37 protein-coding genes and 2 pseudogenes are annotated in these 26,343 nt (G+C 26.1%); 5 read left to right on the top strand and 34 right to left on the bottom strand.

What is annotated here, in order from left to right; all coding sequences use genetic code 11:
* Nucleotides 1-81 precede the first annotated feature (81 nt).
* The 10 genes and pseudogenes from RGC78_RS02675 to RGC78_RS02630 all read right to left on the bottom strand — a co-directional run bounded on the left by RGC78_RS02675 (nt 82) and on the right by RGC78_RS02630 (nt 7,057).
* Complete coding sequence (locus RGC78_RS02675; RefSeq protein ID WP_309555982.1) at nt 82-507, bottom strand: aldehyde dehydrogenase family protein; 426 nt, start codon at nt 505-507, stop codon at nt 82-84.
* 761 nt (nt 508-1,268) lie between these two features.
* The gene (gene adc, locus RGC78_RS02670) at nt 1,269-2,009 is read right to left on the bottom strand and encodes an acetoacetate decarboxylase (protein ID WP_309555980.1); all 741 of its coding nucleotides are present in this window, start codon (nt 2,007-2,009) and stop codon (nt 1,269-1,271) included.
* A gap of 450 nt (nt 2,010-2,459) precedes the next feature.
* Nucleotides 2,460-2,960 carry a hypothetical protein gene (locus RGC78_RS02665; RefSeq protein ID WP_309555979.1) on the bottom strand — a complete coding sequence of 167 codons (501 nt, stop codon included), beginning with the start codon at nt 2,958-2,960 and terminating at the stop codon, nt 2,460-2,462.
* 104 nt (nt 2,961-3,064) lie between these two features.
* Nucleotides 3,065-3,577, bottom strand: coding sequence for a GrpB family protein (locus RGC78_RS02660; protein ID WP_309556016.1), 513 nt, complete (start codon nt 3,575-3,577; stop codon nt 3,065-3,067).
* Nucleotides 3,578-3,596: 19 nt separating this feature from the next.
* Nucleotides 3,597-4,139, bottom strand: a complete 543-nt coding sequence (locus RGC78_RS02655) for a GNAT family N-acetyltransferase (RefSeq protein ID WP_252215511.1) — start codon at nt 4,137-4,139, stop codon at nt 3,597-3,599.
* 114 nt (nt 4,140-4,253) lie between these two features.
* The gene (locus RGC78_RS02650; RefSeq protein ID WP_252215507.1) at nt 4,254-4,589 is read right to left on the bottom strand and encodes a hypothetical protein; all 336 of its coding nucleotides are present in this window, start codon (nt 4,587-4,589) and stop codon (nt 4,254-4,256) included.
* Nucleotides 4,590-4,905: 316 nt separating this feature from the next.
* Nucleotides 4,906-5,007: pseudogene (locus tag RGC78_RS02645) on the bottom strand (metallophosphoesterase); the annotation flags it as partial.
* Between the two features lie 116 nt (nt 5,008-5,123).
* On the bottom strand, nt 5,124-5,645 hold the full coding sequence (locus tag RGC78_RS02640) for a cysteine hydrolase family protein (RefSeq protein ID WP_252215505.1): 522 nt from the start codon (nt 5,643-5,645) through the stop codon (nt 5,124-5,126).
* 92 nt (nt 5,646-5,737) lie between these two features.
* Entirely contained in the window at nt 5,738-6,604 is an 867-nt protein-coding gene (locus tag RGC78_RS02635; protein ID WP_252215503.1) for a DUF2262 domain-containing protein, read from the bottom strand.
* A 132-nt stretch (nt 6,605-6,736) separates the two neighbouring features.
* Nucleotides 6,737-7,057: a TfoX/Sxy family protein gene (locus RGC78_RS02630; RefSeq protein ID WP_252215501.1), complete on the bottom strand. Its 321-nt coding sequence runs from the start codon at nt 7,055-7,057 to the stop codon at nt 6,737-6,739.
* Nucleotides 7,058-7,298: 241 nt separating this feature from the next.
* Here RGC78_RS02630 and RGC78_RS02625 point away from each other — a divergent pair, with 241 nt between their 5' ends.
* Nucleotides 7,299-7,625 (top strand): hypothetical protein, encoded by a 327-nt coding sequence (locus RGC78_RS02625; protein ID WP_252215500.1) that lies wholly within the window; start codon nt 7,299-7,301, stop codon nt 7,623-7,625.
* Between the two features lie 109 nt (nt 7,626-7,734).
* On the opposite strand, the gene RGC78_RS02620 is transcribed toward RGC78_RS02625, so the two are convergent.
* Both RGC78_RS02620 and RGC78_RS02615 read right to left on the bottom strand, forming a co-directional pair.
* Complete coding sequence (locus RGC78_RS02620) at nt 7,735-8,022, bottom strand: stage II sporulation protein P (RefSeq protein WP_252215499.1); 288 nt, start codon at nt 8,020-8,022, stop codon at nt 7,735-7,737.
* Nucleotides 7,988-8,098, bottom strand: coding sequence for a hypothetical protein (locus tag RGC78_RS02615; protein WP_252215653.1), 111 nt, complete (start codon nt 8,096-8,098; stop codon nt 7,988-7,990). Before RGC78_RS02615 ends, RGC78_RS02620 begins: the two co-directional genes overlap by 35 nt.
* A gap of 142 nt (nt 8,099-8,240) precedes the next feature.
* Between RGC78_RS02615 and RGC78_RS02610 the strand changes: the two genes are divergently transcribed.
* Together RGC78_RS02610 and RGC78_RS02605 are read left to right on the top strand one after the other, a co-directional pair.
* Nucleotides 8,241-8,450, top strand: a complete 210-nt coding sequence (locus RGC78_RS02610; protein WP_017353070.1) for a helix-turn-helix transcriptional regulator — start codon at nt 8,241-8,243, stop codon at nt 8,448-8,450.
* On the top strand, nt 8,443-8,910 hold the full coding sequence (locus RGC78_RS02605) for a DUF6773 family protein (protein ID WP_252215651.1): 468 nt from the start codon (nt 8,443-8,445) through the stop codon (nt 8,908-8,910). The genes RGC78_RS02610 and RGC78_RS02605 overlap by 8 nt, the downstream gene beginning before the upstream one ends.
* Here RGC78_RS02605 and RGC78_RS02600 read toward each other — a convergent pair.
* The 14 genes and pseudogenes from RGC78_RS02600 to RGC78_RS02535 form a co-directional block, all read right to left on the bottom strand.
* The gene (locus RGC78_RS02600) at nt 8,903-9,070 is read right to left on the bottom strand and encodes a hypothetical protein (protein WP_252215498.1); all 168 of its coding nucleotides are present in this window, start codon (nt 9,068-9,070) and stop codon (nt 8,903-8,905) included. The two genes, RGC78_RS02605 and RGC78_RS02600, sit on opposite strands and share 8 nt — an antisense overlap.
* Before the next feature lies 1 nt (nt 9,071).
* Nucleotides 9,072-9,620, bottom strand: a complete 549-nt coding sequence (gene lepB / locus RGC78_RS02595) for a signal peptidase I (RefSeq protein ID WP_252215496.1) — start codon at nt 9,618-9,620, stop codon at nt 9,072-9,074.
* 49 nt (nt 9,621-9,669) lie between these two features.
* Entirely contained in the window at nt 9,670-10,116 is a 447-nt protein-coding gene (locus RGC78_RS02590) for a hypothetical protein (protein ID WP_252215495.1), read from the bottom strand.
* Nucleotides 10,113-10,316 (bottom strand): helix-turn-helix transcriptional regulator, encoded by a 204-nt coding sequence (locus RGC78_RS02585; RefSeq protein WP_061314725.1) that lies wholly within the window; start codon nt 10,314-10,316, stop codon nt 10,113-10,115. The genes RGC78_RS02590 and RGC78_RS02585 overlap by 4 nt, the downstream gene beginning before the upstream one ends.
* Nucleotides 10,317-10,591: 275 nt before the next feature.
* Nucleotides 10,592-10,981, bottom strand: coding sequence for a carboxymuconolactone decarboxylase family protein (locus RGC78_RS02580; protein ID WP_252215493.1), 390 nt, complete (start codon nt 10,979-10,981; stop codon nt 10,592-10,594).
* A 200-nt stretch (nt 10,982-11,181) separates the two neighbouring features.
* Nucleotides 11,182-11,631 (bottom strand): annotated as a pseudogene (locus RGC78_RS02575) (VOC family protein).
* A 256-nt stretch (nt 11,632-11,887) separates the two neighbouring features.
* Nucleotides 11,888-12,445 carry a flavodoxin family protein gene (locus RGC78_RS02570; protein WP_252225816.1) on the bottom strand — a complete coding sequence of 186 codons (558 nt, stop codon included), beginning with the start codon at nt 12,443-12,445 and terminating at the stop codon, nt 11,888-11,890.
* Between the two features lie 21 nt (nt 12,446-12,466).
* Complete coding sequence (locus RGC78_RS02565) at nt 12,467-13,036, bottom strand: transglutaminase domain-containing protein (protein ID WP_252215477.1); 570 nt, start codon at nt 13,034-13,036, stop codon at nt 12,467-12,469.
* A gap of 56 nt (nt 13,037-13,092) precedes the next feature.
* Nucleotides 13,093-13,725, bottom strand: coding sequence for an RpiB/LacA/LacB family sugar-phosphate isomerase (locus RGC78_RS02560; RefSeq protein ID WP_309555978.1), 633 nt, complete (start codon nt 13,723-13,725; stop codon nt 13,093-13,095).
* Nucleotides 13,726-14,339: 614 nt separating this feature from the next.
* On the bottom strand, nt 14,340-14,786 hold the full coding sequence (locus RGC78_RS02555; protein ID WP_309555977.1) for a GNAT family N-acetyltransferase: 447 nt from the start codon (nt 14,784-14,786) through the stop codon (nt 14,340-14,342).
* 162 nt (nt 14,787-14,948) lie between these two features.
* On the bottom strand, nt 14,949-15,998 hold the full coding sequence (locus tag RGC78_RS02550; protein WP_309555976.1) for a galactose ABC transporter substrate-binding protein: 1,050 nt from the start codon (nt 15,996-15,998) through the stop codon (nt 14,949-14,951).
* A gap of 61 nt (nt 15,999-16,059) precedes the next feature.
* Complete coding sequence (locus RGC78_RS02545) at nt 16,060-18,153, bottom strand: serine hydrolase domain-containing protein (protein ID WP_309555975.1); 2,094 nt, start codon at nt 18,151-18,153, stop codon at nt 16,060-16,062.
* A 526-nt stretch (nt 18,154-18,679) separates the two neighbouring features.
* Nucleotides 18,680-19,213, bottom strand: a complete 534-nt coding sequence (locus tag RGC78_RS02540) for a GNAT family N-acetyltransferase (protein ID WP_309555974.1) — start codon at nt 19,211-19,213, stop codon at nt 18,680-18,682.
* A gap of 75 nt (nt 19,214-19,288) precedes the next feature.
* Nucleotides 19,289-19,630, bottom strand: a complete 342-nt coding sequence (locus tag RGC78_RS02535; RefSeq protein WP_309555973.1) for a hypothetical protein — start codon at nt 19,628-19,630, stop codon at nt 19,289-19,291.
* Nucleotides 19,631-19,962: 332 nt separating this feature from the next.
* On the opposite strand from RGC78_RS02535, the gene RGC78_RS02530 reads away from it, so the two are divergent.
* Nucleotides 19,963-20,406: a hypothetical protein gene (locus RGC78_RS02530; RefSeq protein WP_252225833.1), complete on the top strand. Its 444-nt coding sequence runs from the start codon at nt 19,963-19,965 to the stop codon at nt 20,404-20,406.
* Between the two features lie 201 nt (nt 20,407-20,607).
* Here RGC78_RS02530 and RGC78_RS02525 read toward each other — a convergent pair whose 3' ends face one another.
* Nucleotides 20,608-21,096 carry a GNAT family N-acetyltransferase gene (locus tag RGC78_RS02525; RefSeq protein WP_309555972.1) on the bottom strand — a complete coding sequence of 163 codons (489 nt, stop codon included), beginning with the start codon at nt 21,094-21,096 and terminating at the stop codon, nt 20,608-20,610.
* A gap of 396 nt (nt 21,097-21,492) precedes the next feature.
* Nucleotides 21,493-21,951, bottom strand: a complete 459-nt coding sequence (locus RGC78_RS02520; protein ID WP_252215458.1) for a hypothetical protein — start codon at nt 21,949-21,951, stop codon at nt 21,493-21,495.
* A 418-nt stretch (nt 21,952-22,369) separates the two neighbouring features.
* Between RGC78_RS02520 and RGC78_RS02515 the strand changes: the two genes are divergently transcribed.
* The gene (locus RGC78_RS02515; protein WP_252215455.1) at nt 22,370-22,696 is read left to right on the top strand and encodes a hypothetical protein; all 327 of its coding nucleotides are present in this window, start codon (nt 22,370-22,372) and stop codon (nt 22,694-22,696) included.
* 160 nt (nt 22,697-22,856) lie between these two features.
* On the opposite strand, the gene def is transcribed toward RGC78_RS02515, so the two are convergent.
* The 6 genes from def to RGC78_RS02485 form a co-directional block, all read right to left on the bottom strand.
* Nucleotides 22,857-23,306 carry a peptide deformylase gene (def, locus tag RGC78_RS02510; protein WP_252215453.1) on the bottom strand — a complete coding sequence of 150 codons (450 nt, stop codon included), beginning with the start codon at nt 23,304-23,306 and terminating at the stop codon, nt 22,857-22,859.
* A complete protein-coding gene (locus RGC78_RS02505; protein ID WP_252215450.1) occupies nt 23,307-23,543 on the bottom strand; it encodes a helix-turn-helix transcriptional regulator in 237 nt (78 codons plus the stop codon).
* 112 nt (nt 23,544-23,655) lie between these two features.
* Nucleotides 23,656-24,078: a GNAT family N-acetyltransferase gene (locus tag RGC78_RS02500; RefSeq protein ID WP_252215448.1), complete on the bottom strand. Its 423-nt coding sequence runs from the start codon at nt 24,076-24,078 to the stop codon at nt 23,656-23,658.
* Nucleotides 24,079-24,320: 242 nt separating this feature from the next.
* The gene (locus RGC78_RS02495; protein ID WP_252215445.1) at nt 24,321-24,686 is read right to left on the bottom strand and encodes a hypothetical protein; all 366 of its coding nucleotides are present in this window, start codon (nt 24,684-24,686) and stop codon (nt 24,321-24,323) included.
* A 208-nt stretch (nt 24,687-24,894) separates the two neighbouring features.
* Entirely contained in the window at nt 24,895-25,437 is a 543-nt protein-coding gene (locus RGC78_RS02490) for a hypothetical protein (protein WP_309555970.1), read from the bottom strand.
* Nucleotides 25,438-25,513: 76 nt separating this feature from the next.
* Nucleotides 25,514-26,080, bottom strand: a complete 567-nt coding sequence (locus RGC78_RS02485; RefSeq protein ID WP_252215442.1) for a DUF4303 domain-containing protein — start codon at nt 26,078-26,080, stop codon at nt 25,514-25,516.
* Between the last annotated feature and the right edge of the window lie 263 nt (nt 26,081-26,343).

The raw sequence follows: 26,343 nt of genomic DNA, 5'->3' as shown, positions 1-26,343 counted from the left end.
TATCTCCTTCTTTTTTTTAGAATATATAATACTTCATATAAAACTGCTAAATATATTGAAATGATTGTATTGATCTATCATCTAACCTGCAAGTACACATCTTCTTTGTTTTGTAAAATTCCTTGCAGAAGCTATAACTTCACCTGTAGGTCCTGCAATAGTAAAAGTTGTAAAGCCTTCTGTACCTGGAGTATATTTATCTACCAATTCATGCTTTAATATTTTATCTTCATATCTTCCCATGTGTGTTTCATCTACAATCATTTTTGCTAATATTTCTTTATTCTCCAATGTAGCCTTTCTTATACCTTTTATAATTCTTTCCCTATCTTCTTTTGTATAATAAAGACTTAATTTCTTTTGTACATAAATTGCCTTTGTAATAGGATTTTCAACTTTTTTAAATACTCCTAAATATGATTCTTTATTATTAGATTTGTCACCTTCAGTTCTTTTTGTAATTTTTAAATCTTTTGTTTGCGATAATACTGATAAGTTTCTTTCCATATTGCTCCTCCTCATAGTTATAAAATTTTCACACAAAAACCCATAAGAGCTTTTGATTTCTATCTTTTATTAATTAGACTATATTTTTAAACCATGTAATACTGTATTATAATGGCGAGTTGGCATTTGAATTTAATTAAAACAAATCATTAATTAAAGCTTTTATTAATTTTCACTATATTGAACGACTTTAGTAAAAATTTCTATAAGATTAAAAAATTTAAGTTATTTGGATGTAGGGTACTACTTGCAAATGGTAAGATATTATAAAAAAGTTTTATTAACTCTAAAAATACGGTAGTTGTTTTATTTAATTATCACTCTGTAAATTTATTGAAATATTTGTATAAATAGTATATTATCACTAAATTATCCAAAATCAATATTTAAATTCCATAAAATTACTCACAGCTAGATAAAACGTTAACAAAACGAGAGTTGGTTATATATTTTGATATCATAAATTCTAAAGAACAATTATAAGAAAATTAAAAATAATATCGAATTTTTCTATTTTTTCTGAAAACCTTTTAATAGATATTAATAATTTTAAGAATTCTTAGTATAAATTGTAGTTTGATAATACTTTGTTATTGTTATTAAAAATGGCTATATTTTAAATATTTATTAAAATTTCTCTAATTTTGTAAATACTAAAAAAAGAATATGATCTCTATACTAAATAGAAATCATATTCTTAACTTAGATTTTTTAATTATTTATAACAGTTTGCAATTTATTTTATTTATTAATATATTAAACTACTTTTTAAGATAATCATATATAACATCGGGAGATGGAAGTGTTAAGTCTGTGAGAATATGAGAACTTGAAACTATTTCTTTTACAGGTAAGTCATTAAATGGTGCCATAGCATGATCAAATAATTGTAATCTTGCAGGACCAGTCCATGCCTCATGTACAGTAATGTCTTTAATTTGTGCAGATATTAGCTCACATATTCTTGGAGTTCCATCATAGTTAGGTATAATTTTTAACATAAAATTAGGACGACAAATTTGTTCCTTTGCTTCATTTAAATCTAATTGTTTATGCTTATATCCCATAGTTGCTATTGCTACTCTTAATTTTCCATAGTCTAATGTACCAACTAGTGTGTCTGAATCAACAAATAGCTTAGGATAACCAAGTTTTTTAGGATACGCACTAAGTTCTCTTCCAACGGCAATAGCTGGCTGATTATCTAAATACATCATATGCAAATAGTCACCCTTTTTACCATTATAGCTTACTGGTATAGCCTGTCCACATTCTGTATAAGATCCTAATCCACTTGTGTCAGGCATAGCCATCATTTCAAATCTAACTAAAGGATCATCTCCTAATTCTAAAGGTTCTGGTACAATTTTACGTAAAGCATCAGCATCAGTACGGTATATAATATTAAAATATTCACGGTTATGGAACATGTAAGGTCCTCTTGGGAATGCTGGAGCTGTTAGTGGTGTTGTAATTTGTTTAGATACTTCACTTTTTAACATAACTATTCATCTTCTTACCTTAAATATTTGACATTCTCATTTTAACTTAATTGTATTTTTAAATTACAATGTCATTATAGTATAAATGCTATAGATAGATACTAAATCTTAATACTACAATTTCATATTAATCTAAAACACAGCTTATAATTAAAATTGAGATTTAAGATTTATTAAATGGAAATGAATCTTTGGATATGTCATTACCCTTTAAAAGGATTAATACGTAATGTAGAAATAACTGAATTATAAATAAACCAATTATTTTTACATTATGAATAACCTAAAATATTAGTCTTAATAAAATATATCATACTATCCATTTAAAGTAAAATAATAAATAAATTTACAAATAAAATATCTATATTTTAAGTTAATAAACTTTATTATTCCATTCCCATAGTTTCCAAATCTGTATTCTTTCCAAAAGTGCAATAATTCAGATTATAATTATTCTATTTCCACTGCTAATTTTTCTAAAGAATATTTTTTATTGCATTTTGGACAATAATAAAAAATTTTAACTTTATACGTTTCTACATCTGATACATACCCATCTATATTTGTATTCCTTACTATACCTTTATACTCTTCACTAGTATTTTTTTTCATTTTTGCTCCACAAACTTTACAATTTTTCTTATATACTAAAAAATATTTTAATTCTCCAAATCCAAATGACCATTCTTTTCCTTTTACTTTTGGTACATTACACCTTGCATAAAACATATTGCAAACCCTAACTCCAATAAATATTAAAGTTCCCATAAGTGCAGTTGCCCCTAATATCGTCAAAAACAGCAAACCATATTGACTAAGCGTTAATCTACGTGTATTTTCAAACAACACTTTCTTTATATAGTTGATTCGAAAAATATAGAGTATAAATGTGAATTTCAAGATTTTCTTATATTCTTTATTGTTTATTATCTTCTTTATTAAATTATTCATAATTATTTTGTTCTCCCTGTTACTTCTTATAACTTTACTTAAATTGTAAGCCTTTCTCTTTTAACTGTTTATTTAATTTATAACACTCAATCTTAACTTAAAACTTATTTTTCTAATCCACATTTCTTATATATTTCTAAAATTATTGGTTGTTTTCCTTTAATATAAGAATCTATATCTTCAGGATATTTTAATGCCATCTTTTTTTTAATAACACTATACCTATCTTTATCTTCTTTATGCTTTCTTAGATAATCTCTAAAAGTAACATGACGATATAATTCTTTATTGTCTTTACCACATACATATAAATGATGTACCATCAAATGTGGTTTATTTGAATATTTAAATGCTTCTCTACCACATATTCCCAAGTCGCCTTCATGAATATAACCAAGGGTTTCCAATGCTTTTTTAACTTCATCAAAATTTCTATCAATCACAATATCAATATCTATAATTGGCTTTGCTGATAATCCTTCAACTGATGTACTACCAATATGCTCAATTGAAATAATTTTTCCAGATAAAACTGCTAATAATTCATCTTTTATACTTTTAAAACTCTCTTTCCATTTTGGATTATAATCTTCTACTATTACATGTTTAGTTATCATCAAAAATTTTCCTTCCAAATTAGAATTTATATAAATCTACTAATTTAATCCAATATCTTTGAGTTATAGTATTATCATTTGGGTCAAATACTTCGTTTTCTAATACTCCACCATTTGAAATAATAGTCTTAGCAGATGCAATATTCTCTTTATCACAAGTAATTAGAACTTCTTTTATGTTCAATTCAATGGATTTTTTTAATGCCAATTTTAACATTTCTGTTGCATATCCTTTTCTTCTTTCTAATTTTCTAACACTATATCCGATATGCCCTCCAAAATTTAATAAATATTCATTTAACCTATGTCTAATATCAATCATTCCAATTAATTTTCCACTTTCATCTAAAGCGAGATATGTTGTCGCTGGTACCAAACCATCTCTAACAGTTTCCTCATTTAAATTGTCCTTAAAAGCCTTATACCACTCTTCAAATGATTTTGAATTTGCCAATCCTGCTGAACCATCTATACTATCTCCATTTTTAATAAACTCTTTTTTATAGTCCATTAAAATTTCTTTATATTCGACATTTGGCAAAACTAATTTCAGTCTATTCATTTTATTACCTCCAAATCCATTATTACTTGTAACACTTTAAAATAATTATTGTTCGTACTTAATTAAACTATTCTACAAATTTACTATTTATATACTCAACCTAAAACTATTGTTTTAATTAGTGTCTATGGCTAACTTATCAAAAACTTTCATCACATATGGGTTTCCATCTTTTTGCTTTGAATAAAAAATAAAAGTTTCCCAAAAATCTAAATTTATAATAAACTGATACTCTCCTATTGAAAATTCCTGCAAATACTCATCTTGCATAGCCAGATTCATATCAATTGATCCTTCTAAAACTTTATTTTTATATAAAAATTGTAATACTTCTATTAATTTATTTATATCCTGATGATTTGCACTGTACTTTACAATGGAAATCGTATCACTTCCTGCAACTTTATGTACTTCCCAACCATTATTAGCTTTTTTAATTATCTTATACATGCTATATCACCTACAACTTACTGTTTGTATTTTAATAAATTATATCATATATTGTAAATTAAGGAATTAGATCTCTGTACAAAAATAAAAAGTCATAACAATTAAAAATCATTACAACTTTTTATATTTCTAATCAACTTATTTAACTTTGATAGTATCCCAACTTATGAAACCTATACCATTCATTAATTTTATCTTAAGGTTTAGCATTTAAATATAACATAATTTCTTTAGCAAATTCTAATGTATTGCTTGAATGTTTTCTATTATTCATATAACCAAATCTACAATACAATCTAAAGCACTAACTTGGAATATTATATATTCCACTTGTATACTTAGGAAATATTCCTTGATTTGGAGCAAATAATCCACCTATCCCAGGAATTCTAACTTGTCCTCCATGCCCTTGAAATATAGCACTCACCATCTATTTCTTCTATTTTGTCCATATCACTTAACATAAGGTTTCTATAATATACTCTATACCTCTCCTTCTCTATTTATAAAGTTTTGACAGATTTAAATTAAAATCTATCTCATCATTTTGAGTGTTTGTTCCAGAGGAATACATTCTGCATATCTACCATTCCAAATAAATTCATTATAATATCTGTATGTTTGCTGTGCTGACATAAACTTATTGTCAACTGTTGTATTTGAATAAGCTGGAACTATCATGTGAAATCCATGTTCAAATCCACACTTTATAGTAGCATCAATACAATAATCTATTTGAAGTCCTACAATAATTATATCCTTTTCGCCTTTACTTATTAAATATTCTAACAAACCAGTATCTTTAAAAGCACTATTTACTTTTTTATCAAATATTTTTTCTTCTTTAGATGGTATAAATTTTTCATATATTTCAAAACCTTCAGTTCCTTTTGTTAATTCATTTTTAGCACCATCATCATGGCGTACATATATTATTTCTATATTATTTTGCCTCGCTGTAGCAATTATTTTTTCTACATTTGACACAAATTCATTGAATTTATATAAATTTTCATTTGTTATTAATTTCTGTGTATCAACAACTAATAAGACCATTTATTTATCCCCCTTACAAATTGGAATTTGTATAACTATTATTTATTTATAACTTAACATAAAAATTAATAATAATTTTCTATCCAACCATTTTATATTTCAGCATACTCAAACTCGCCATTAATATTGCCAGATATATGTATACAGTGTCCACAAAACATATCTCCATCTAGGCATTCTATATAAAATTCTCCATTTGACTCAATACTTATATAAACAATCTTCATAAGATTCATAAATCTTTCTTTTGTGATTTCATCATATTTATAATACTCATCTTCTTCATCAAATTCTTCGTCAAAAGATTCATAATACTCTTCCTTACCTTCTTTAAACCAGTCATTTACAAGATCCAAGAGTTCATCAGCAGCATAACTATGGATTTTTGCATCCCACTCTTTCTGGTTATTATAAAGTGTATGAGCAGTTGAAAGATAGTCCTTTATAACATTTTCATCTTTATCATAATTAAATGATAAACTAACCCCTGAATTCATCCAGTTAATTGTTGTATCAAAACTATTAGTTGCTTTTTCAAATGTAAATTTTCCAAGAACTTCATCTTTATAAAATACAGGTTTTAATTCTTCGCGTAAAATATTTTCTAATTCAGAATCTTTATAACATGTATCAATAATTTGAATAAGCATAAAATCATGTTTAGAATTATCTTTAGACATACGTACCTTTAACCTTATAATAGAATTTCTATTTACTGTTTTTTGAAGAATCTTTAACTGTTCATAATCAACTAAAGCTTCAAGACAGTATTTTTCTTGTACTACAGGTTTATTGCTGTCATATATTTTCCAAGCTATCACATACATAGATGCGCTCCACATAATATTATCGCATCCTTGTCCTCCTCCAAAGCCTGATGGACCTGTTACAACAGCTATTTCAATAATTTCTTCTGAAAATCTACTTTCAAATCTTTCAATTTCAGATTGTTTACTCATTATAATTCCTCCATAAATTCTGAATAATAAATATAATATCACGTAGATAAATCACTATTTATCTGTTGATTATATAAATCAAGTTTTATTAAAGATAATTTTATATTAGCTTAATAAATTTAAATTTAAAAATTATTTTTTCTTTTTTACCTTTGGAGTAGGAAGTTCTTCATACATCTCCGTAATCAATCTACATAAGAATTCTTTGTTATCAACATTATCAATCAAAAGCATTGGTTTTGCACCATCATAAGGCAATTCCTCAGTTGCCTCTGTCATCAACTGTCTACTCACTTTGGTTATCTTAACCAAAAAACGATCATCATATATTCCTCCAAAAATCTTTCCTTGAAAATATAAAATATATTCTCCCATCATTTTTCTATAAGAAATATTGTTCAATATATCTAATTGTTCAATAATGAAATCTAAATATTCTTGACTAGAAGCCATATCTTATTTCCTCCACAAATTACTATTTGTCTGTGAATTATATAAAAAATATTTTATTCACACTTTATTTAAATCTACTATTCCGAATTAATTATAACATATATTGTAATTTAAATATTATTCATATATTGATTAATTATATTTATTATGTATATAATTAATCAATATATGAATAAACAAAGGGGAGGGGATCTCCATAAAAAAGAAAAATATAATTATAATTTTCTTTCCAGCAATATTAATGAGCCTATTAACAGTAATCTCATTTACTAATATGGATGTCTACAATACAAAGGGAATAGATTTTAAAGGACTTTTTATAATATCATTACTTTTACTATTTCCATTATTATTTTTAATACAAGGAATTTTATGTGCTGTAAATAATACAAATATAGTTAATCTAATATTTTCATTTGGAGTGTCTATATTAGATTATATAATATTAATGAAAATATATTTAAATGATTCAGCATTTGAATATGTTTTAATTTACTCAGTATTATGGATAATTGGATATACAATAACTTATATTGTTAAAAAAATAAAATCATCTAAAAGTAACTAAATTTACATAAGTAAAATTCTTAAAGTGGACAATCATGTGATTGTCCACTTTAATCATAATTAATTTATCAACATTGCTTTAAAATACACCCTAATTTAAAAACATTTAATTAATATTCATAACTATTCTTTTGAGTTTTCTTTAAAGCTGAAACAAGTACATTTACGCACTTTTCTATATCACTGTCACTAGACATGTTATTTCCCAAATTAATAAGTAACGCATTTTTAGATAAATCCTGATTAAAGCATAACTTACCACGATTATACGAAATTATTTCTGCTTTAATTTCATTTGAACTATTTATATTTTGTAATAAATTTTCAGAAAATATCTTATTGTTCTCATAATAAGGACTATTTTTAGCAAGAACTAATGTTATATTTTTTTGTATCACATTTAGTACTATTTACTGCATCTCCATGTATATCCAATAAAATATTATTTGAATAATCTTTAACATCTGCTTTTATTAAATCACGTGAATTTTGATATGATTCAGTATATTCTTTTGGTGCCTTGCACTTGATAAAATTAAAATATTTATTTATATATGTCGTATATATTTGACATAAAGTAATTTTTATAATAATATAGAAATATGGAGGTGATTATATGGGACGAAATATTCCTATAAAAGTTGCTCGTGCTCAACTTGATATGACGCAAAAACAACTTGCTGAAAAAGTTGGAATTTCTAGGCAAACAATGAATGCTATTGAACAGGGCGATTATAATCCAACGATTAAGCTATGCCGAGCTATTTGCAGAGCATTGGGAAAAGGACTAGATGATTTATTTTGGGAGGAAGAAAATGATGAATAAAAGAAAAAATAAATTAGATGAAATGCAAGAACAAAAACTTTTAAAAATTGAACGAAATGGCATGTGGTTTGCATTTTGGGGACTCTTTGCCACTATCCTCATTCAATCATCAATTGGTAAAGGAGATATTATAGGTGAGTTGATTGTATTCATGTGCCTTTCTATATACATTGTTTTTGCATGCTTGAAAAATGGAATTTGGGATAGAAAATTAGAAGCAAACATAAAAACTAATATAATTGTCAGTTCAATATCAGGTATTTTATGTGGTATAACATTTTTTATATCCTCATATTTAAAATATCATAAATTGCTAGGTTCAATCGCTACAGGAATAATTATGTTAAGTTCAGTTTTTGCTTTAGCTTTTGTTACATTAACTGTATTTTCATCAATCTATAAAAAAAGAATCAAAAAGATTGAAGAGAGTTGTGAATCAAAATCTGATGAGGCTAATTAAAAAAACATAAAAGGACGGTAATTAATTTCCATCCTTTTATGTTTTTAACTATATTATTTTGCCTCGCTGTAGCAATTATTTTTTCTCCATTCTCTTCAAACTCACTAATCAAACTTTCCCACTCAGTTTTATAACTACTTGTTAATGTAATAAATTTCAATTTAATACATCCCCTGCTGTAAATAATCCGTGCAATAAATTAAAAATCCTAAATTATCAAAAGGATAAAACCTAAAGATAGCTTTTCCTTGAATATCTTCTTTATCTATATAAGGATTATTCCAACGTCGTGCATCACATGAATTTGCACGATTATCACCTAAAAAGAAAAACTTATCTTCTGGTACATCAAATACTCCATCATATTTTTCATTATTTTTCACATAATCTTCTTTAATATCAGTTCCATTTATATTTGTAATACCATCATGTATTACAATATGATCTCCAGGTAATCCAATAACTCTTTTAACAAGCCTTTTTCCTAATTCATCTGAATTAAATACAATAATATTTCCTCTTTCTATATTTTCTGTATTGTATATCCTCGTTACAATTAGCTTATCCCATTTATTTATTGTAGGTACCATTGATGTAGACGGAACATATACACTTAAAAATAAATACTGTTTTATTAAAAGTGCTACTGCTATTGCCAAAAATACTGGTACTACCCAATCTTTTAAAAATTGTTTCTTATTAATATTCATAATTTATTATTCCTTTCACCTTTAAATTTACGTTTCAAGTTTCTTATGTTTATAATCTTTTATTAAGATAATTAAATACAAAAATCCCACAGAAATACTGAAAAACAAGTAAAATAACAAAAGTGATAACAATATATGTTGATAGTGGTTTAAAATCTCCAACCATATTAATTATAGAAAATATTATTATTAATATAGAATATATAAGCAGCATTATTTTATAAGTAATACATCCACTTTTATCTCTTATCATAATCTTTCTCTCATCTTCTAATTCTATCTTTTCAATCTTCAATCTTTTATTATACTCATCCTGATTTTTTGGTTTTGACCAGTGCATATATTTCAAAATAGAAACTATTCCACAACTAACACCAGCACCTCCAAATCCACATAATAATCCTTCAAATTTAAATTCAGTAAAGAGAGCAACTGCAATGAATGTAATTCCACATAGCAAATACCCAATACCTGTATATAACACAGATTTCTTCATTTATTCTCCTCCTCATAAATAAAAATTTCTTCTATACTCATATTAAAATATCTAGCAATTTTAAAAGCTAATATAATTGATGGATTATACCTTCCATTTTCAAGAGAGCCAATTGTTTGCCTTGAAACTTCAAGAGCATTAGCTAAATCTTCTTGCTTTATTCCTCTTTGCTTTCTTATTTCTTCTAAACGATTTTTCAAAGTACTCCTCCTTTCTAGGGAAAGTAAACTTTCCATAATTATTATACAAATTATTCCATTTAATGTCAAGCAAACTTTCCATAAAAAATAGCAGACTATATTCTAAGTCTGCTAAATACTATATAAATAGTCTTAATTATATATTTAGATTTTCTCTTAAACTCCCCTGCAAATTACTATTTAAATTTACTTATTTTAACTTATCTAAAAAAAATCGCACATTTATTTCTAAATAATACGACTTTTCAATAGATGTTTTATTTTTGATTATAATATTATGTTTGACTTTCATTAGTTAAATTTATATCATGTAATCTTTTTTCTGCTGCTTTAATTACTTCAACACCTGTTTTGCATAATACATTAATTCCTTTAACAATAGTTACAATTACAAACGCCTCTACTAATTCTTCCATTGTTAATCCTGCTTCTATAGCAGCAATAGCATGTGACTTTGCTCCACTTACTTCATCATCTAAGCTATCTAATATAGTAAAAATTAATTCTCTAGTCTTTTTAGACAAATGTCCACTTTCAATGGATTCACGCATCATTAAATATCCATTTAATCCATTTGGAGAATATTTAGAAAGCACCTCTGCAAATGGTGGGTTCCACTTCAATTCACTTTTATAATAGTTAAGTATACTTTCAAAATCATTCATAATTAAATTACCCCTTACTTCTATCTTATTTATTATTAGTTCTTCTATTATCTTCTTATTTCAAAAAGCATTATTCTCATATTTATTAAATATTTTATTATTTACAACAGATAACTCATTTACAATATCTGCTTCATGACTTTCATTGAATGCCTTAAATAAAGCACATTTATCACTTAAATTATTAAACTTGTAATTTGCTATTGTAAGCATGATTTTATATAATGAAATGGTACCTCTATTCTTACTGCAATCTCTTCAGCTGAAAGTCCATTTTTAGCAAACCTTTTAATAACAATTGTAATATTTTCTCCCACCTCAATTATATGCTTATCCAAATCATAAAACATTACTACTTGTTGCCTCCATTTATGCTCAATTAATCCATGTACATAATCTATATCATTAAAGGTATTTAGCTTTTTAATAAAAGCATCCATATCATCTTCTTCAAAGTATCATTCAAATGTATTATTTTTATCTTTATGAATAAAACCTTTCTACATTTCTAATGTTTGTAAAGCAATACCTCCTGTTAAAGTTACATTTGCACCAAAATCATCAATAACATCTAATCCTAGTATCTTATTATAAAACCTTTTAGATTTTTCTATATCTACTACAGCTATTAAAGTACTTGTGTATCTCATATTACAAGTTTCTCCTTTCAAATTACCATTTATCTATTGGTTAATTATAACATAACTTGTAAATATAATATTATTCAGTTTCATAAGCAAAAATAAAGAGTCATAACAATTAAAATCATTACAACTCTTTGTTTTTGCTTATAATTTTATATTTGACTTTTTAAAACTTATTTTCCTACTAAGTAAATTCTAAAATTGAAATATATCGTTTAAATTTCTAGATATATCGTTAAAAATCGTACTTACGCAACTATCTTTATTCTTTTGGATCATTAAAAAATTTTGTAATACCATTTATCCCTTTTATAGCATTAATATCAGTAATTGCTGAATTACTATTTGTATTATGACTATATACAAGTGGAAATATGTCATGTGAATTCATATGATGAAGTAAAGTACATGCTGTTTCATATGGTTTGTTTATGCTTCCATCTCCCCCACCAACGACAATAACGGCACCTTTTTTAGGCTTTTTAATTGGAATCTCTTTACGAAAGAACTTTCCACAGAAATAAGTTTGAAGCCTACTTCCAACACTCAGCAATGCTCCTGTTAATTCTGAAAAATAAATGGGAGATGCAATTAAAATATTGTCACACTCCTGTATATACTTATAAATTTCCTGCATTTCATCATTAACACAACACCCTTCATTTTTCCAACAAAACCTACAGTCAATACACGGATTTATTTTACAATTATATGCATTAACTATTCTATACTCACCATTTAACTGCTTAACCAATTCATTTATTAAACTAACAGTATCTCCATCTTTCCTTGGAGAACCATTGAATATTAATGTTTTCATAATATCCCTTTCATATTTTAATTATAAATTTAGATTTTCTCTTAGCCTCTTATTTCCTCTTAACTCATTAACATGATTAATGTACTTATTAAACTCTTTAAAAGATAACCCTTCTTTTACTTTATAAAATTCTGCTATTGGACTATCTTTTCCACCTCTTAATTCTCTGTAATAATTAACAATATGATTAATTGCTACTTCCTCATTATCATATTCATATATACCTTTTTTCTCAAAATTAGGGTGTTCCATATGATAAACCTTATTGTTTAAATAGTAAAGTAAAAAACAATGCATATGTTCATCATTTTCTAAGTTAAAATAATCATCAGGTTCATAAATTCTACAACAAAACATTTTATTTTTGACCTTTAATTTGTTTAGCAAATTATGCATTAAAGAAACCTGTTCAATGCATGTCCCTAATCCGCTATCTATTGTTTCTTCTATAGATGATATTTTATATATTTTTCTAAAATCCTTCATGGTTTTAATATGTTTTTCACCATTTATATCAATCCATCCATACTCTATGTGATCATTCATATACTGAAATATATCTTTAGGAGATTTTATTTTATTAATATCCATATATCTCTCCAATTCCCCCTCATTCAAATTACTATTTTAATTATTAAAATTGAAATTTAACGATATAATCGGAGTAGTGCTTTCAATTCTTCATTTTCACCATTTTTAATAACATAATAGTAAATATTATCTCGTTGAAGTACATGTTTCATGAAATCTAGATTTACTTTTGGTAGCACTTCTACAAGGCTTCTTTTCGTAATATTGTTTAAAACTTTTAACATTTTGGTGTCTTTTTGCTTTCTTACTGCATCTTGCTTAGGATATCCAATTCCAAATGGTTCATCAAATAGTTTTTCTAATGTACATTGCAGATTAATTTCACCAGCCCATCCAAAATTCAATCCAAGAGGAAATGAAACAGCATTACCATTATTAATCCTACCAAATAAATATGCATCTGATGGATTTTCAATATATCCACACAGAATATTTGGCAAACTATTACAAGCTAACATCATTCCTTGCCCAGATGAACACCCAGTAACTATGAAATCTATAGATTTACTTTCTAATAAAATGCTTATACAAATTGCAATTTCAATATAAGAATATTCACCTTCTTCATCTTGAAAAACACCAAAATTAATAACCTCATATCCTTTATCTTTTACAACCTTTTTTACACAATTATATAACAAATCATTTTTATTTTTTTGAGAACTAGCTTGTATAATACCAATTTTCATATAAAATACCTCATTTAAATTACTATTTATATTCTGGTTAATTATAACATAAATTGTAAATATAATATTATTCATTTTTTTGTAAAAAATAAAGAGTCATAACAATTAAAAATTATTACAACTCTTTATGTTACTAATCCCCTTATTTAAATACATTATCAAGTTATCATTAATATTAATTTTATTGATTCAATTTTCACTTACCATTACGAATAAATTGTAAATTTACTGTTTATCTTTAAAAATCAAAGATAGTAATTTAGTATTTATCTATAACAAGGCTGTGATTTTTCCACCTATTGTCAAGTATTTTCTATATTTAAATTATATTTTTTTCCTGCCAACAAAATGATAAATACTAGCAGACTCAGACAGTTAAATAATCAACTTTATAAATTAACTGAAAAATATTTAGTTATAATGGGAAGTATCGCTAATGAAATAATCAAATCTAAGAAAGTGGAGGCAAAATAAATTCCTCTATTTTTTTATAAGGTAGATACTTTCTAGATACTATGGCTGCCGCTACACTAGCAACAATATAACTAATAAGAATAGCTACCCAAATACCTGATAAACCAAAATTAAAATATGGTAATATTGATTTAATTTTCCTATTTCTCCATAACATAGTTTATTAATATAATACCTTTTCTCTCAATCTGCTGTTCTTTAATAACTTTATAACCTCGTTTTTCAAAAAAAGGTTTTGCAGTAATTGAAGCATGGGTACTAATTTTATCCGTGCAAACATATTTTTCCAGTTCATCGCAAATTGCTGTTGCAATTCCTTTGTTTTGGTAATCCTTATGAACAAACAATCTATCTAAATATCCATTATTATCGATATCTCCGAATCCGACTATAACATTATCTTCAATGGCAACAACTGTAAAATGTTCTAAAAAGGATTTATTCCATTCCTTTAAATCTATACTTCCCGTTGCCCATACATTTAACTGTTCTTCTGTATAGTCTTTTGCATTGACTAAATGAACTGTATTGTAAAATAATTCGGCTAATACCATACAATCTAATGGTTTATATTTTCTTATAATCATGTCTTTTCCTTTCCGAATACCGATTTACCAGACTAATATACTTGAATTGGCAGTTTACTGTTATGTTCATATTGTAAAACTATGAAATTAAATAATAATAATTAACTACTTTTTATTTTTTAATAATTCTAATTGGAGAAAAAATTTAAGGAGTAAATATTTTTATTCCTTTTTATATTCTTTGTAGGGCAACCGAATTACAGCTCCTGTATCATCAAATTTATAATTTGTATTCTCAATAGGAGGCTTTCTATAAGCTAGATTCATTCCAACCTTATAAAGAGCTTCAGCATTAGCACCAGGATCTTGGATAACTGTACCTGTCATATATCCTTTATTAACCAATTCAATAGCTTCTGGTATTCCATCAATTCCAACAACTGGAATAGTCATTGATTTATTACCTTTGTTATAGCCATATTTTTGTAAGGCTTCAACAGCACCTATTGCCATAGAATCATTATTTGAAATTATAGCTTCAATTTTGTTGCCATATTTTAAAAATAGAGATTCAATAGCCTCTTTAGCTAAATCTTTACTCCACTCACCATTGACTGATGCAAGTTCTTCTGTTTTTATTCCAGCTTCATTAAGTGTTGAAAGAGCATACTTTGTTCTTTGATTTACTATTGGGTCACCAATTCTACCTTTTAACATAATATACTGCAATATGTTATCGCGATTTTTATCTATAGTTTCTTTATGATCCATCCATTCATCAGCAAGAATTTTTCCCTCTAGAATACCAGAGTTTTCACCAGAACTTGCTATAAAGACACCATAACGTCCAATAAACTTTATTAAATTTTCATCTGGCTCTCCAAATAAAATTAATGGAATATTTTCTTTAATTATTTTATATAGAGTATCTCCTACTTCATCTAATTTTAAAGTATGTAAATTCACAATTAAAAGATCAAAATTTTCTTTAATAGCTTTATCAATACTTTCATTTTGTATAGCTTGATTTTCTTTTGCATTAAAAAAAGTAAATTCAACTTTATCTTGATTTTCTTTTTGAATAGTTTCTAAATTTTGTTTTACAAGAGAAAGATAGTCATCAAAGCTATGTAGGAATACTCCTATTTTAACAGGAGCTCTTTTATTAAAATTTGAATTAGCACATGCATTGTTTTTAGAAATTTCTATTGGCAAAACCATTATAATAACTAGAATCATAATAAATATTAATAATTTCTTTAAAATTTTCATTGCAATCCTCCATAATATTTATTTAATTAATCTTATAATGTGTTTTTAATGAGAAAATATTCTACTCTATTGTAATATCAATTTTACTACCTTTTTCACCGCCAAACATTATATAACCACCACCTGATAATGTTGCAGTATTATTTTTAGTTAATGCGCTTTGGTTTGTACATACACCGTCTTTTGTATATACTAAAAATCCACTATTTTCAGGTAATTCTACTGTAAGTTTTTTTCCTTCTAAATTATCATTGACCTTATACCATATATTGTATCCATCATCTTTTATAGTACAACTGCTGTTACCTTTTATGATTTCTTTTAGACCATCTTGACTAATTAATATATTTTCAGCTGCTTTCATATATTCAATATTATTTTCTTTAAAGAAATTACAATCAAATGTATCCCTTCCTGCCATTACAGGAACTTCAATAACACTAATAGAATTATTTGCATCTATGATTTTGTTAGACATTTGATAACCATTATTAAAATTAACAGTTATAAAAGCTGGCAAAGCACTAAATATTTCAGAATTATACTTATCTGTTAGATTAAAATATTTATTGTTATTTCTATCTTCCCAGGCTTTACTTACTTCTACTGTTAACTTATTTTCCTCTAATTTTTGTCCCATATATTGTGCCACTGCTGTTTCTCCAACTCCTGGCAATTTTATATACGAATCAGATCTTAAGTAAATCTTACCGTCCTTACTTTCAAAAGTAATTTTTTCACTACCATCTTGTTTCAAAAATACTCCGTTACCATTATAAATATATTCTGTATTCTGTGCTTTCGCTAAAAGTGATGTATTTGAAACTGTCATTGTACCATTTTCATTCATCTTTACATTGATAATTTGTCCTGATGCACCATATGTTCCTTCATACTTTTTAATATCATCATCTATTAAGGTTTTAGTTGGCTTATCAAAAGATTTATCACTTTTTATTTCTTGAATAATACCCTTTTCTTTTAAAGCATCAAGTAACATATTGCAAGCTAAGACCTCATTATATAAGCTACTTCCACCTGTTGAGGATACTGCTACAACCATATTATACTCTGGTAATATAACAGTAGCATTGTGATAAAGTAATGTATCTCCGCCTTTTGCAATAGCTTTTATACCATATTGACTAAATGGAAATATATCTGTTCCATCAAAGCCAAGTCCATAGTTAAAAATATTTTCAGTATTATCTATGTTATCTAACCACAAACCGTTTTTGTATTCACCACTTATCATCTGATTAACAGAATTTGCTGAAAGCAATGTACCATTCTTTGTGAATATATTCCCAAATTTACACAAGTCTTGTGTTGTTGAATATATCCCACCTGCACCAATTATGTTTGTACTATCTGGTGGTGTATCTACTGTAGGTGCAATTGTACTATAAGTTTTTGCAAGCTTATCTCTATTAAATCCATCTTGTGTAGTTTTTGTATTATCCATTTTTAATGGTATTGTTATATTATCATGAATGAAATCTGTAAAGCTTTGTCCACTTACTTTTTCAACCAATATTTCCGCAAGTGTAAATCCATCATTACAATACACAGAAAATTTACCTGGTTCAGCTTTTAACCTTTGAGTTTTTAATTGCTCTAATAATTTATCATGGGCAATTGTATCATTATCATCCCATAAGATTGTTCTTGAATATGCACTCCCCATAATTCCTGATGAATGATTAAGCAACATTCTAGTCGTTATTTTTTTATATCTTTCATCTTTCATTACAAACTCTGGAATATAATTTACAATAGGCTTGTCTAAATCAACTTTTTTCATATCTACTAATTTCATTATAGCAGCTGCTGTAAAAGTCTTAGATGTTGAACCAATCCCATACATAGTATCACTAGCTATACTCCTATTACTATTTTTACTATATACTCCACTACTTCCTGATGATATTATATTACCATCATCCATAATTGTATATTGAACACTTGTTACACCATACTTTTCAACAAGCGTATTTGCCTTTTCTTTAATTGTTCCATTTACATTAATAGAATAATTAGAATCACTCTTTTCTAATGTGTTGATTGCGGCATTAACAGGTTTATTTCTATCTCCACATACTAAAGTAAGTTGCGTTGCTAGAAGTAGTGCTAACAGTTTTGAAAATTTTTTCATTAAGTTTACCTCCGAACTTTCTATATGTTTAATTTGTTATTTAATTTTAATAATTGTATTTATTTAATATTCCATTAATTTGAGTAATTTGAATAAATACCTATATTTTTATATTATTAATTTTACCATATAATATATTTTTTGTATGTATAGGTTTATAACGTAAAAGTTATCTATGTGTATGTAAATCTATCACTATAAATCGTAAATCTATAATAAAACAAAAGGTAGAGACCTTTTATTTAATCTCTACCTTTCATTAAACGACCTTAAAAACAAATTCTTAATATATTCATTTTAATATAACAATTGTCTCTTTATCCATAAAGTTCACTACTTTCCATAAGTATCAATCATTTCTTTCTCCTCTTCTCTCAGAGATTCATAGTTCTTTATTGCCCCACGCAAATTAAAAATCTTAATTGTATTTTTCATTTCTTCTGGAAGAACTTTATTTAGCCCTTCTCTTATACCTTTTACATTAATTTCATCTTTAGGGTCAGCTAATCCACAAGTAAATCTAATATCATTTTAAATTCCTATACTCACTTTCAAGAATGCTCATATTGAGCAATGACCAATATTGTTCATTTATTTTTCTACATTCTCTAAAACTTCCTTCAATATTAAATCCTGCTTTTTTATAACACGTAATTGCAGATACATTAAAATCGAATACCCCTAAATCAATTCTATGAAGATTTAATTTATTAAATGCAGTGTCCAAAATTTCATTAATTATTTGCAATCCTATTCCTTTATTTCTATTTTCTTTTCCTCCTACAAGTACTCTACCTATTCGAGCTGACATATTTACTCTGTCTATTCTCAGTAGCTGGATATGCCCTACTGTTTCATTGCTTTCAATTAGCTTAGCACTAAACATTAAGTTTGAAGAAGTTTTTTCAAGCATATTGTTTATTTCACTTTGAAGTTGTTTTTCCAGCAATTCAAATGTATATGACGGACCTGCCCATTGAAGTAAGAATTCTTTATTAGGAATCCAGGAAATTAATTGTGGAATTTCTTCATATCTAAATCTTTCGAGTTTTATTTCCATGTTATCCCCTCCATTTACATAATTATTTACATTTATTTATGGTAGTGAAGCACTCCAAAATTTCTATCTTTTTCTTTAATATTTTTCTTCCTTAATTATATATGTTAAAAGAATTATAAATGAAAATATGATAAGTGTATTTTGAAAAATATAAAATATAGATCCCTTAGTTTCAGATTCTTCATCCAATAAATTTGAAGCTGGCCAAAATGACATAAACGTAAGAACACCATAAGTTCCTACAATTATTTTAAGAATTAAGTTCATATTAGACAAATATGTCCAAGAAAAAGCTCCAAAACTTAGAGTAAATGCAAATATATAATTTAATATTCTTACAAAAATATTAGATTTCTCTATATCTTGCCACCAAAATATTATTAAAAGTTTCTTTACAACTAAAAGTGCTCTTTTCATACTGTCCTCCATTTTTATCTAAATATTATTAGTACTATTCCTAAAATACTTACTGATTTTAAATTCACTTAACTTCTCCAATTCGTTTAGAATAAAGTTCTGCCCACGCTTTTATTTTCATCAATACTTTTATTTCACTACTGAATATGCGGTTCAGTTCCTACAATTTTATATTTACGTTCTTCTTTTATACTTAAATACATTACATTTTGTAAATATAGATAATTTACTTTTTAGTTTAATTCGCTCTATTTTTATATTACTAATTATTACAAAATATGTTATACTTGTATAGCAACTTTTTTAATTTATGTAAATACAAGGAGGTAATTATGGAAGAAAGACTTAATCAAAGCCTTCCAGAACCAGAATTAATTGCAGAAAGCAGACGAACCTTAAATATTATACAAGCTGTATTAATAGCTTTTAGGGTTATAATCATTTTATTTTATGTTATATTATCAATTTTTGGATTAGAAGATATGTATGGTGGCATTGCACAAGGCCTTTTAGAAATAGGCGTACTATTCTTCTTTTTACATACAATAAAAAATGGACATAAAAAAATTGCTATACTTCCTCTACTAGGTGGTATCGTATCTTTTAAATTTATATCCGAAAGTTTTAGTTCATCTAATGGTGATATTTTTTTAACACTTCTTAGTTGTTACATAGCACTTATGGGAATGTTCCAATTAGTATCTATGGCTTACATTCTTCTAAGTAAAAGAATTGAATTTTATTGTTATTATGTTTTATACAATAAGAAAAATTAAAAATCACATAATTTAAACTTGTTCATTATGTAAACAAGCAGTCTACTGTTTTATTTAAAACTTAGACTGCTTATTTAAATTTAAATATAAGATATGAGATAATTTTACCTATATTTATTTTTATAAACCTTAAGACATATTCACCTTATTTTCTACATTATTCAATTATAAAAAATATTTTTATATTTTGCCTAATCAAATTTAAAATTCTAAAATCATATCATACCATTCAGCTCCACCATGTACTGATTTAGATATACCTTGATTTTTATATCCAAACTTTGTGTAATAATGAATAAGCTTTTCTTTACAAGTTAAAATAACACCTTTTCTCCCTGCTAATCTTGATATTTCTATCATATAGTTCATCAACTTAGCTGCAATTCCTTGATTACGATACTCTGGTATAACATCAAGTCCAAAAACTGTTTGGTAATCTCCATATTGAATATGTAATCTAGAATCTTCAAAGAGTTCATCATATATAACAGTTCCATTTATGACACACCCATTAATAAAACCAATTATTCTTCTATCTATTTCTGCTACAAAAAAACTTTCAGGAAATGTTTTAATACGTTCTTCAAAAGATTCTTTAGTCGCTGCTTCTGTATGTGGAAAACAGATTGCCTCCACTTTTGTTACCGAATCTAAATCCTCTATAGATACTTGTCTAATTTTAATATCCATTAATGCTCTTCCTCTCATTCTTATTGTTTTATTACTAATATTATGCTTATCACTATATTTTATTAAAACTATATATTGACTAATAATTTAGATAATTCACCATCTACTATTTCTAAATGTATATACCATGAACTTTTTCCTTTATATTATCAATCTCTTTTTTCTATTCTGTAATAACATAATTTATGATTTTTTCATCTTTAATCTTAGTGCTATAAATTACTATTACAAATTGATTATAACATATATTGTAAATATATTATTATTTAATAAATATTGTGAAACAAAAAATGCAAATTCATATTATCAACTTACTTATATCGCTTACTAAAAAATACCACATTATTCATTTATAAAAATCAAATAATATGGTATCTCCCCTTATCTCTAAAAAGATTAATAATATCTTGTGCAAACTTCTCTTGTAAAACCATAATCAATTATTACAAGTCTTCCATTAATCATTCCCCAGCTACTTTCCCTCTTCAAATCATTCAATAGTAAATGATAGTGCCTCAAAATATTGTTTAGTTCTTTTAAACTAAACAATCCTCTTTTCCCTCTAACATTAAAGTACTTCCATACATCTGAAATGTTATATATCTTGTCTGCCTTTTCCATTATTAACAGATTAAAGTTATTTGAAACATCTACAACTTTTGCAAATAGACCTGAATTATCATAATGCGAAATATTATACTCAGATTTATTTTGTGCAATTCCAGCTCTATTTTTTGCTACTTTGATTACATATCCATTTCCCAAATCAAATACATCTCTACTAGAACCAGAACCAATATATCTATAATATCCTCGCTTTATATTAAACACAATTCCATTAAACATACTATTCATTTTAGACACCTGCTTTATGGTAATCACTTTATATTCATTAGTAAATATTCTATATATTATATATTATTCGGTCTACAAACAATTGGTTCAACCTGCTATTATAACACATTTTGTAAATATCACATTATTCAATTTTCCAAGAACATTTTTTGATTTACTCCACAAAATCTACATCTATTTGCTATTCCAGCACACTACACTCATATTATTTATATAATAATCATAATATCTACTATGAATTATTATTTATAAGTAGGTGTAATAATGACATTTTTAGATAATATTAAAAGTATGTATTATACCTTATTAAAAATTTCATAACATATTAATTATCTTTTACCACTCCAATTATTTCCTTAATAATATCTGTTTTTTAGATTAAACTATTATTAATAGAAATAAGTGAGGTGTCTATATTATGAAATTCTCAAAAATTATAATATTAACTATGGTATTTATGTTGATATTTTTAGATAATGTTAATGCTACTGTTATTGGTCCAACATCAGCATCTTATAAAGAAGGTGTTTATACCATTAATCACGTTAACGAATATACGATGACTGCTAAACTAATTACCCCTAATAGTATTACAAGTTTAGCAATAGTGGATGCTCATGGAAATCAAAAAATATTTAGAAAATTTAATAAAGCATATATTCCTACATCAGAAATATTACTTGAAGAAAGTGACTATATAGTTATTATTGGTAGTGGTGAAGTATCTCTTAATTTTTCTAAATAATGTTCCATTAAATTTTTTGTTTACTTAGGATTAACCTAACATAAGATGTATTTAAATTCTCCAAATCTATCTTTCAACATATATTATTAAAATACCACATTATTAAGAAATACAATATATTTATTTCTTAATAATGTGGTATTTTAAAATTTAATATTTATTATATATATTCAGTAACTAAATCAGTAAACAAAATGCCCTCTAAATGGTCAATTTCATGACAGAAACATTTTGCTAAATCTCCCGTACCTGTCAATTGAATTTCTTCCCCATTTTCATTTAGTGCTTGTACTATTACTTCATATGGTCTTTTTAGTTTTCCAAATACATTGGGATTACTTAAACATCCCTCTATAACTTGTTGACTTCCTTCCTTTTTAATTATCCTTGGATTAATCAGTTTAATAAGGCCTTGTCCCATATCTATTACAACTAATCTTTTTAGTATACCTACTTGTGGTGCTGCCAAACCTCCACCATTTTCTGTATTATACATAGTCTCTACCATATCATTTAGTATATCTCTTATCTTATCATCTACAACTTCAACTTGTTTACTTTTCTTCCTAAGAATAGGATCATCAAAAAGTCTAATTTGTCTTAATGCCATTTAAATCACACCCCTACTTTGATCTGCTCTTGATTTTCTTTTACTTTCCTCAAAAAGAAAAACTTCTTCTATTGAACAATTGAATACTTTTGAAATATCATATGCTAACCATATTGATGGTTCATATTTTTCTGTTTCAATAGCATTTATAGCTTGTCTTGATGTCCCTACAAGTTTTCCCAATTGTTCTTGAGTTAATTTATTTGTTTCACGAAATTCTTTTAATCGATTTTTCACTTACACTCACCTCTGTAATGTTTGCCTTACTTATAAGTATATTTTTATCTTATCTATATGTCAAGCTAACATTACAATAATAAAACCGTTTCTATAAAGGGCGCATTTTAGTTTATTCAATAAAACCTTTTATTTTCATTTTTTCTGCATTATAAAATAATGCCATTCCTGTTTTCATTTTTTTAAAGTTTAGTTTTTCATAAAAACTTTCTTTACCAGGTGAAGCATATAATATAAAACTACATTGTGGTAGACATTTCATAATGCTATTAACAATTGTTCTACCAACATTTTTCCCTTGATATTCTGGTAATACTGCTACATCATAGATTGCAGCTTGATAGATTCCATCTGAAATTGCACGTCCAAAACCAATAAGTTCATTATTGTCAAAAACAAAAACAACAGTGTGACTATTTTCAAATGCTTTTTTATGCACCTCTTGATCAAAATATGCCATTCCAACCTTTTTTAATATTTCAGATACATAATTCCAATTAATATTTAAACAGTTATATTGAATTCTTAATTCCATTTTATCATCTCCTTAAAATAACAATATGAATTAACTATAGTATAATTCCTTACCTTAGGTAAGATGCAAGTACAATTTCAATAAATTCATCTCTTAGTTATAATAATTTATTATATCATTTTATATTATGCAAAATAAAAATAAGTGCAAGTACTAATCATCTATACTTGATTAAGCACCTGCACTTATATAATTATATTTTAATTCAACACTGTAAACACTCTACTTATTATAGTATATAACTAATAGGGATAGTATGGATAATATGGATATGGTGGTTGGATAAGGTAAGGATAAGGTAATAATGATACTGCTGCTAAAGTAGCAAATGGAATCGATTTACGCTTAAAACGTCTAAATCTTCGTGGACGATTATAACCATAATACTGCCTTTGTTGATCAATTTGATTTTCATTTTCTGGTTCCATTACATCCTCACCAACCAACACATTAATGTAATCCATATCTACACTTTCAATAATTCCATCAACTGTACTGCCCTCTGTCATTGTTAAAGTAATGTGATAGTATAAGTACCTTTTACATTTATCTTGTAACATCTGTAAATCCCGAAAATTTCTATAACAACAATCTTTTTCTAAATTCATTTTTAAACATCTCCTTTCGAATACTATAATATTCATCTATAAGGAAAATGTTCTATTGTTTTTCTCTCTATTTGTTCCATTATATCTACAATTAGTTCCTGCTAAACATACACTTACTAAGTACATGTAGTATCATCCACTTTTGTAATATAAAAATCTTTAATCACATAATTTTACTATTATACATTACTTATAATATATAGTTAGTTTACATTAAGAAATTTTCATCTAAGCTTTCGCCTAAAGCATAATAGAATGCTATTATATCACTATCTTCATTACTCTGTATTCTTCTTCCTATACAATTGTATACAAATGCATTAACTCCATTTACTTGAATCGCTGGGCCTAAATTAGAATCTGCCCAGTTCCCTTTATAATTTGAAAGAATCACAAGGCCAAAATATCCACTGCATTTTTTTAATAGATCATTAAGTACTTCTTCTCTTAATCCATTTTTTATATACATTTGATATATATCTTCTAGTACTGTATCAAATTCACTTAGACTGTCCTCACCTAATGTAAGTTCTATTTTAAATACTTCTTTAATCCATTCAATAAAATCAATTCCATAACCAAGCATCATTAGTTCTAAAGTAGCTAATTCATTTGTTCCTTGTTTAATTAATTCTAATTGTTCATCATAATATATCGTTAATTCTTCAATTGATTTTGAATAATCAACTAGGCCCTCTTTTACTTCACCAATTTCAATATTCACTTCTTTTTTTCCGTTAAATATATTCATACTTTCTCCTCATATAAAATTATAATTATCAATAAATTTCTTAAATACATAGTAAACAACTTTTATTTATAATATTTTATAAAATTTCTTCTATATGTTCTTTATACTCGTCTACTGTATTTTTATCATTTAGCTTACTAAATATATCTATAGATTCTTCTTCATCCAAAAACTCACTAACCCAAAAATTAAGTTCGATACCTTCTTTTGAGTTATTTGCAAAAAATTCTTCTTCTTTTAATTCTAATAATGCATCTATACATACATCAAAAATTTTTTCTCTAAATTCCTGAAAAAAATATGTATAAACATTAGTCTCTGAATCACTTATTCTATCTTTATTGTCCTCTTGAAACGCTTTTAATTTGTTTCCAATTCTATAAAATTCATCATCTGCACCATTCCAAATTTTCCATTCTTCTGGGCAAAATCTATAATACCAAAAATCATTATCAGATCCATCGACAATATCATTAAGTGCACTCTTTGTATTTGCTATAATTCCAATTGATCTAACATCAGCTGAACAATTTAAAGAAAAAGCATATACAGTATCCTCTTTATTAGTTTTTACAATTTCTAAAAAAGCACTTTTTGTAGCCAAAATAATATTTTGTTTAAATTCATTAAAATCAAAATTCATCACAGTCACCCTTTCTCATATATCTCATGAAATTTTAATATTAAGCTTTGCTTATGCATATATCACCCACGCTACTTAAACATAGCCATATTCTCCTTAAACAACATTTTATTTTCTATTTTACCATAGTTAATGCTAAATATAGATTTTATTTTTCATTTATATGGAATTTCCACTAAAATATATCTATTGATAAATATATATATTTCGTGTATATTCTTATTAGATATTTAGATAATTATCTAAATATCTAATTTATTGAA

The sequence above is a fragment of the Clostridium aquiflavi genome, assembly GCF_031344075.1.
Lineage (GTDB): Bacteria > Bacillota > Clostridia > Clostridiales > Clostridiaceae > Clostridium > Clostridium aquiflavi.
Note: the sequence above shows the minus strand (reverse complement) of the source record. Positions and strands in the feature narration are given on the sequence as shown.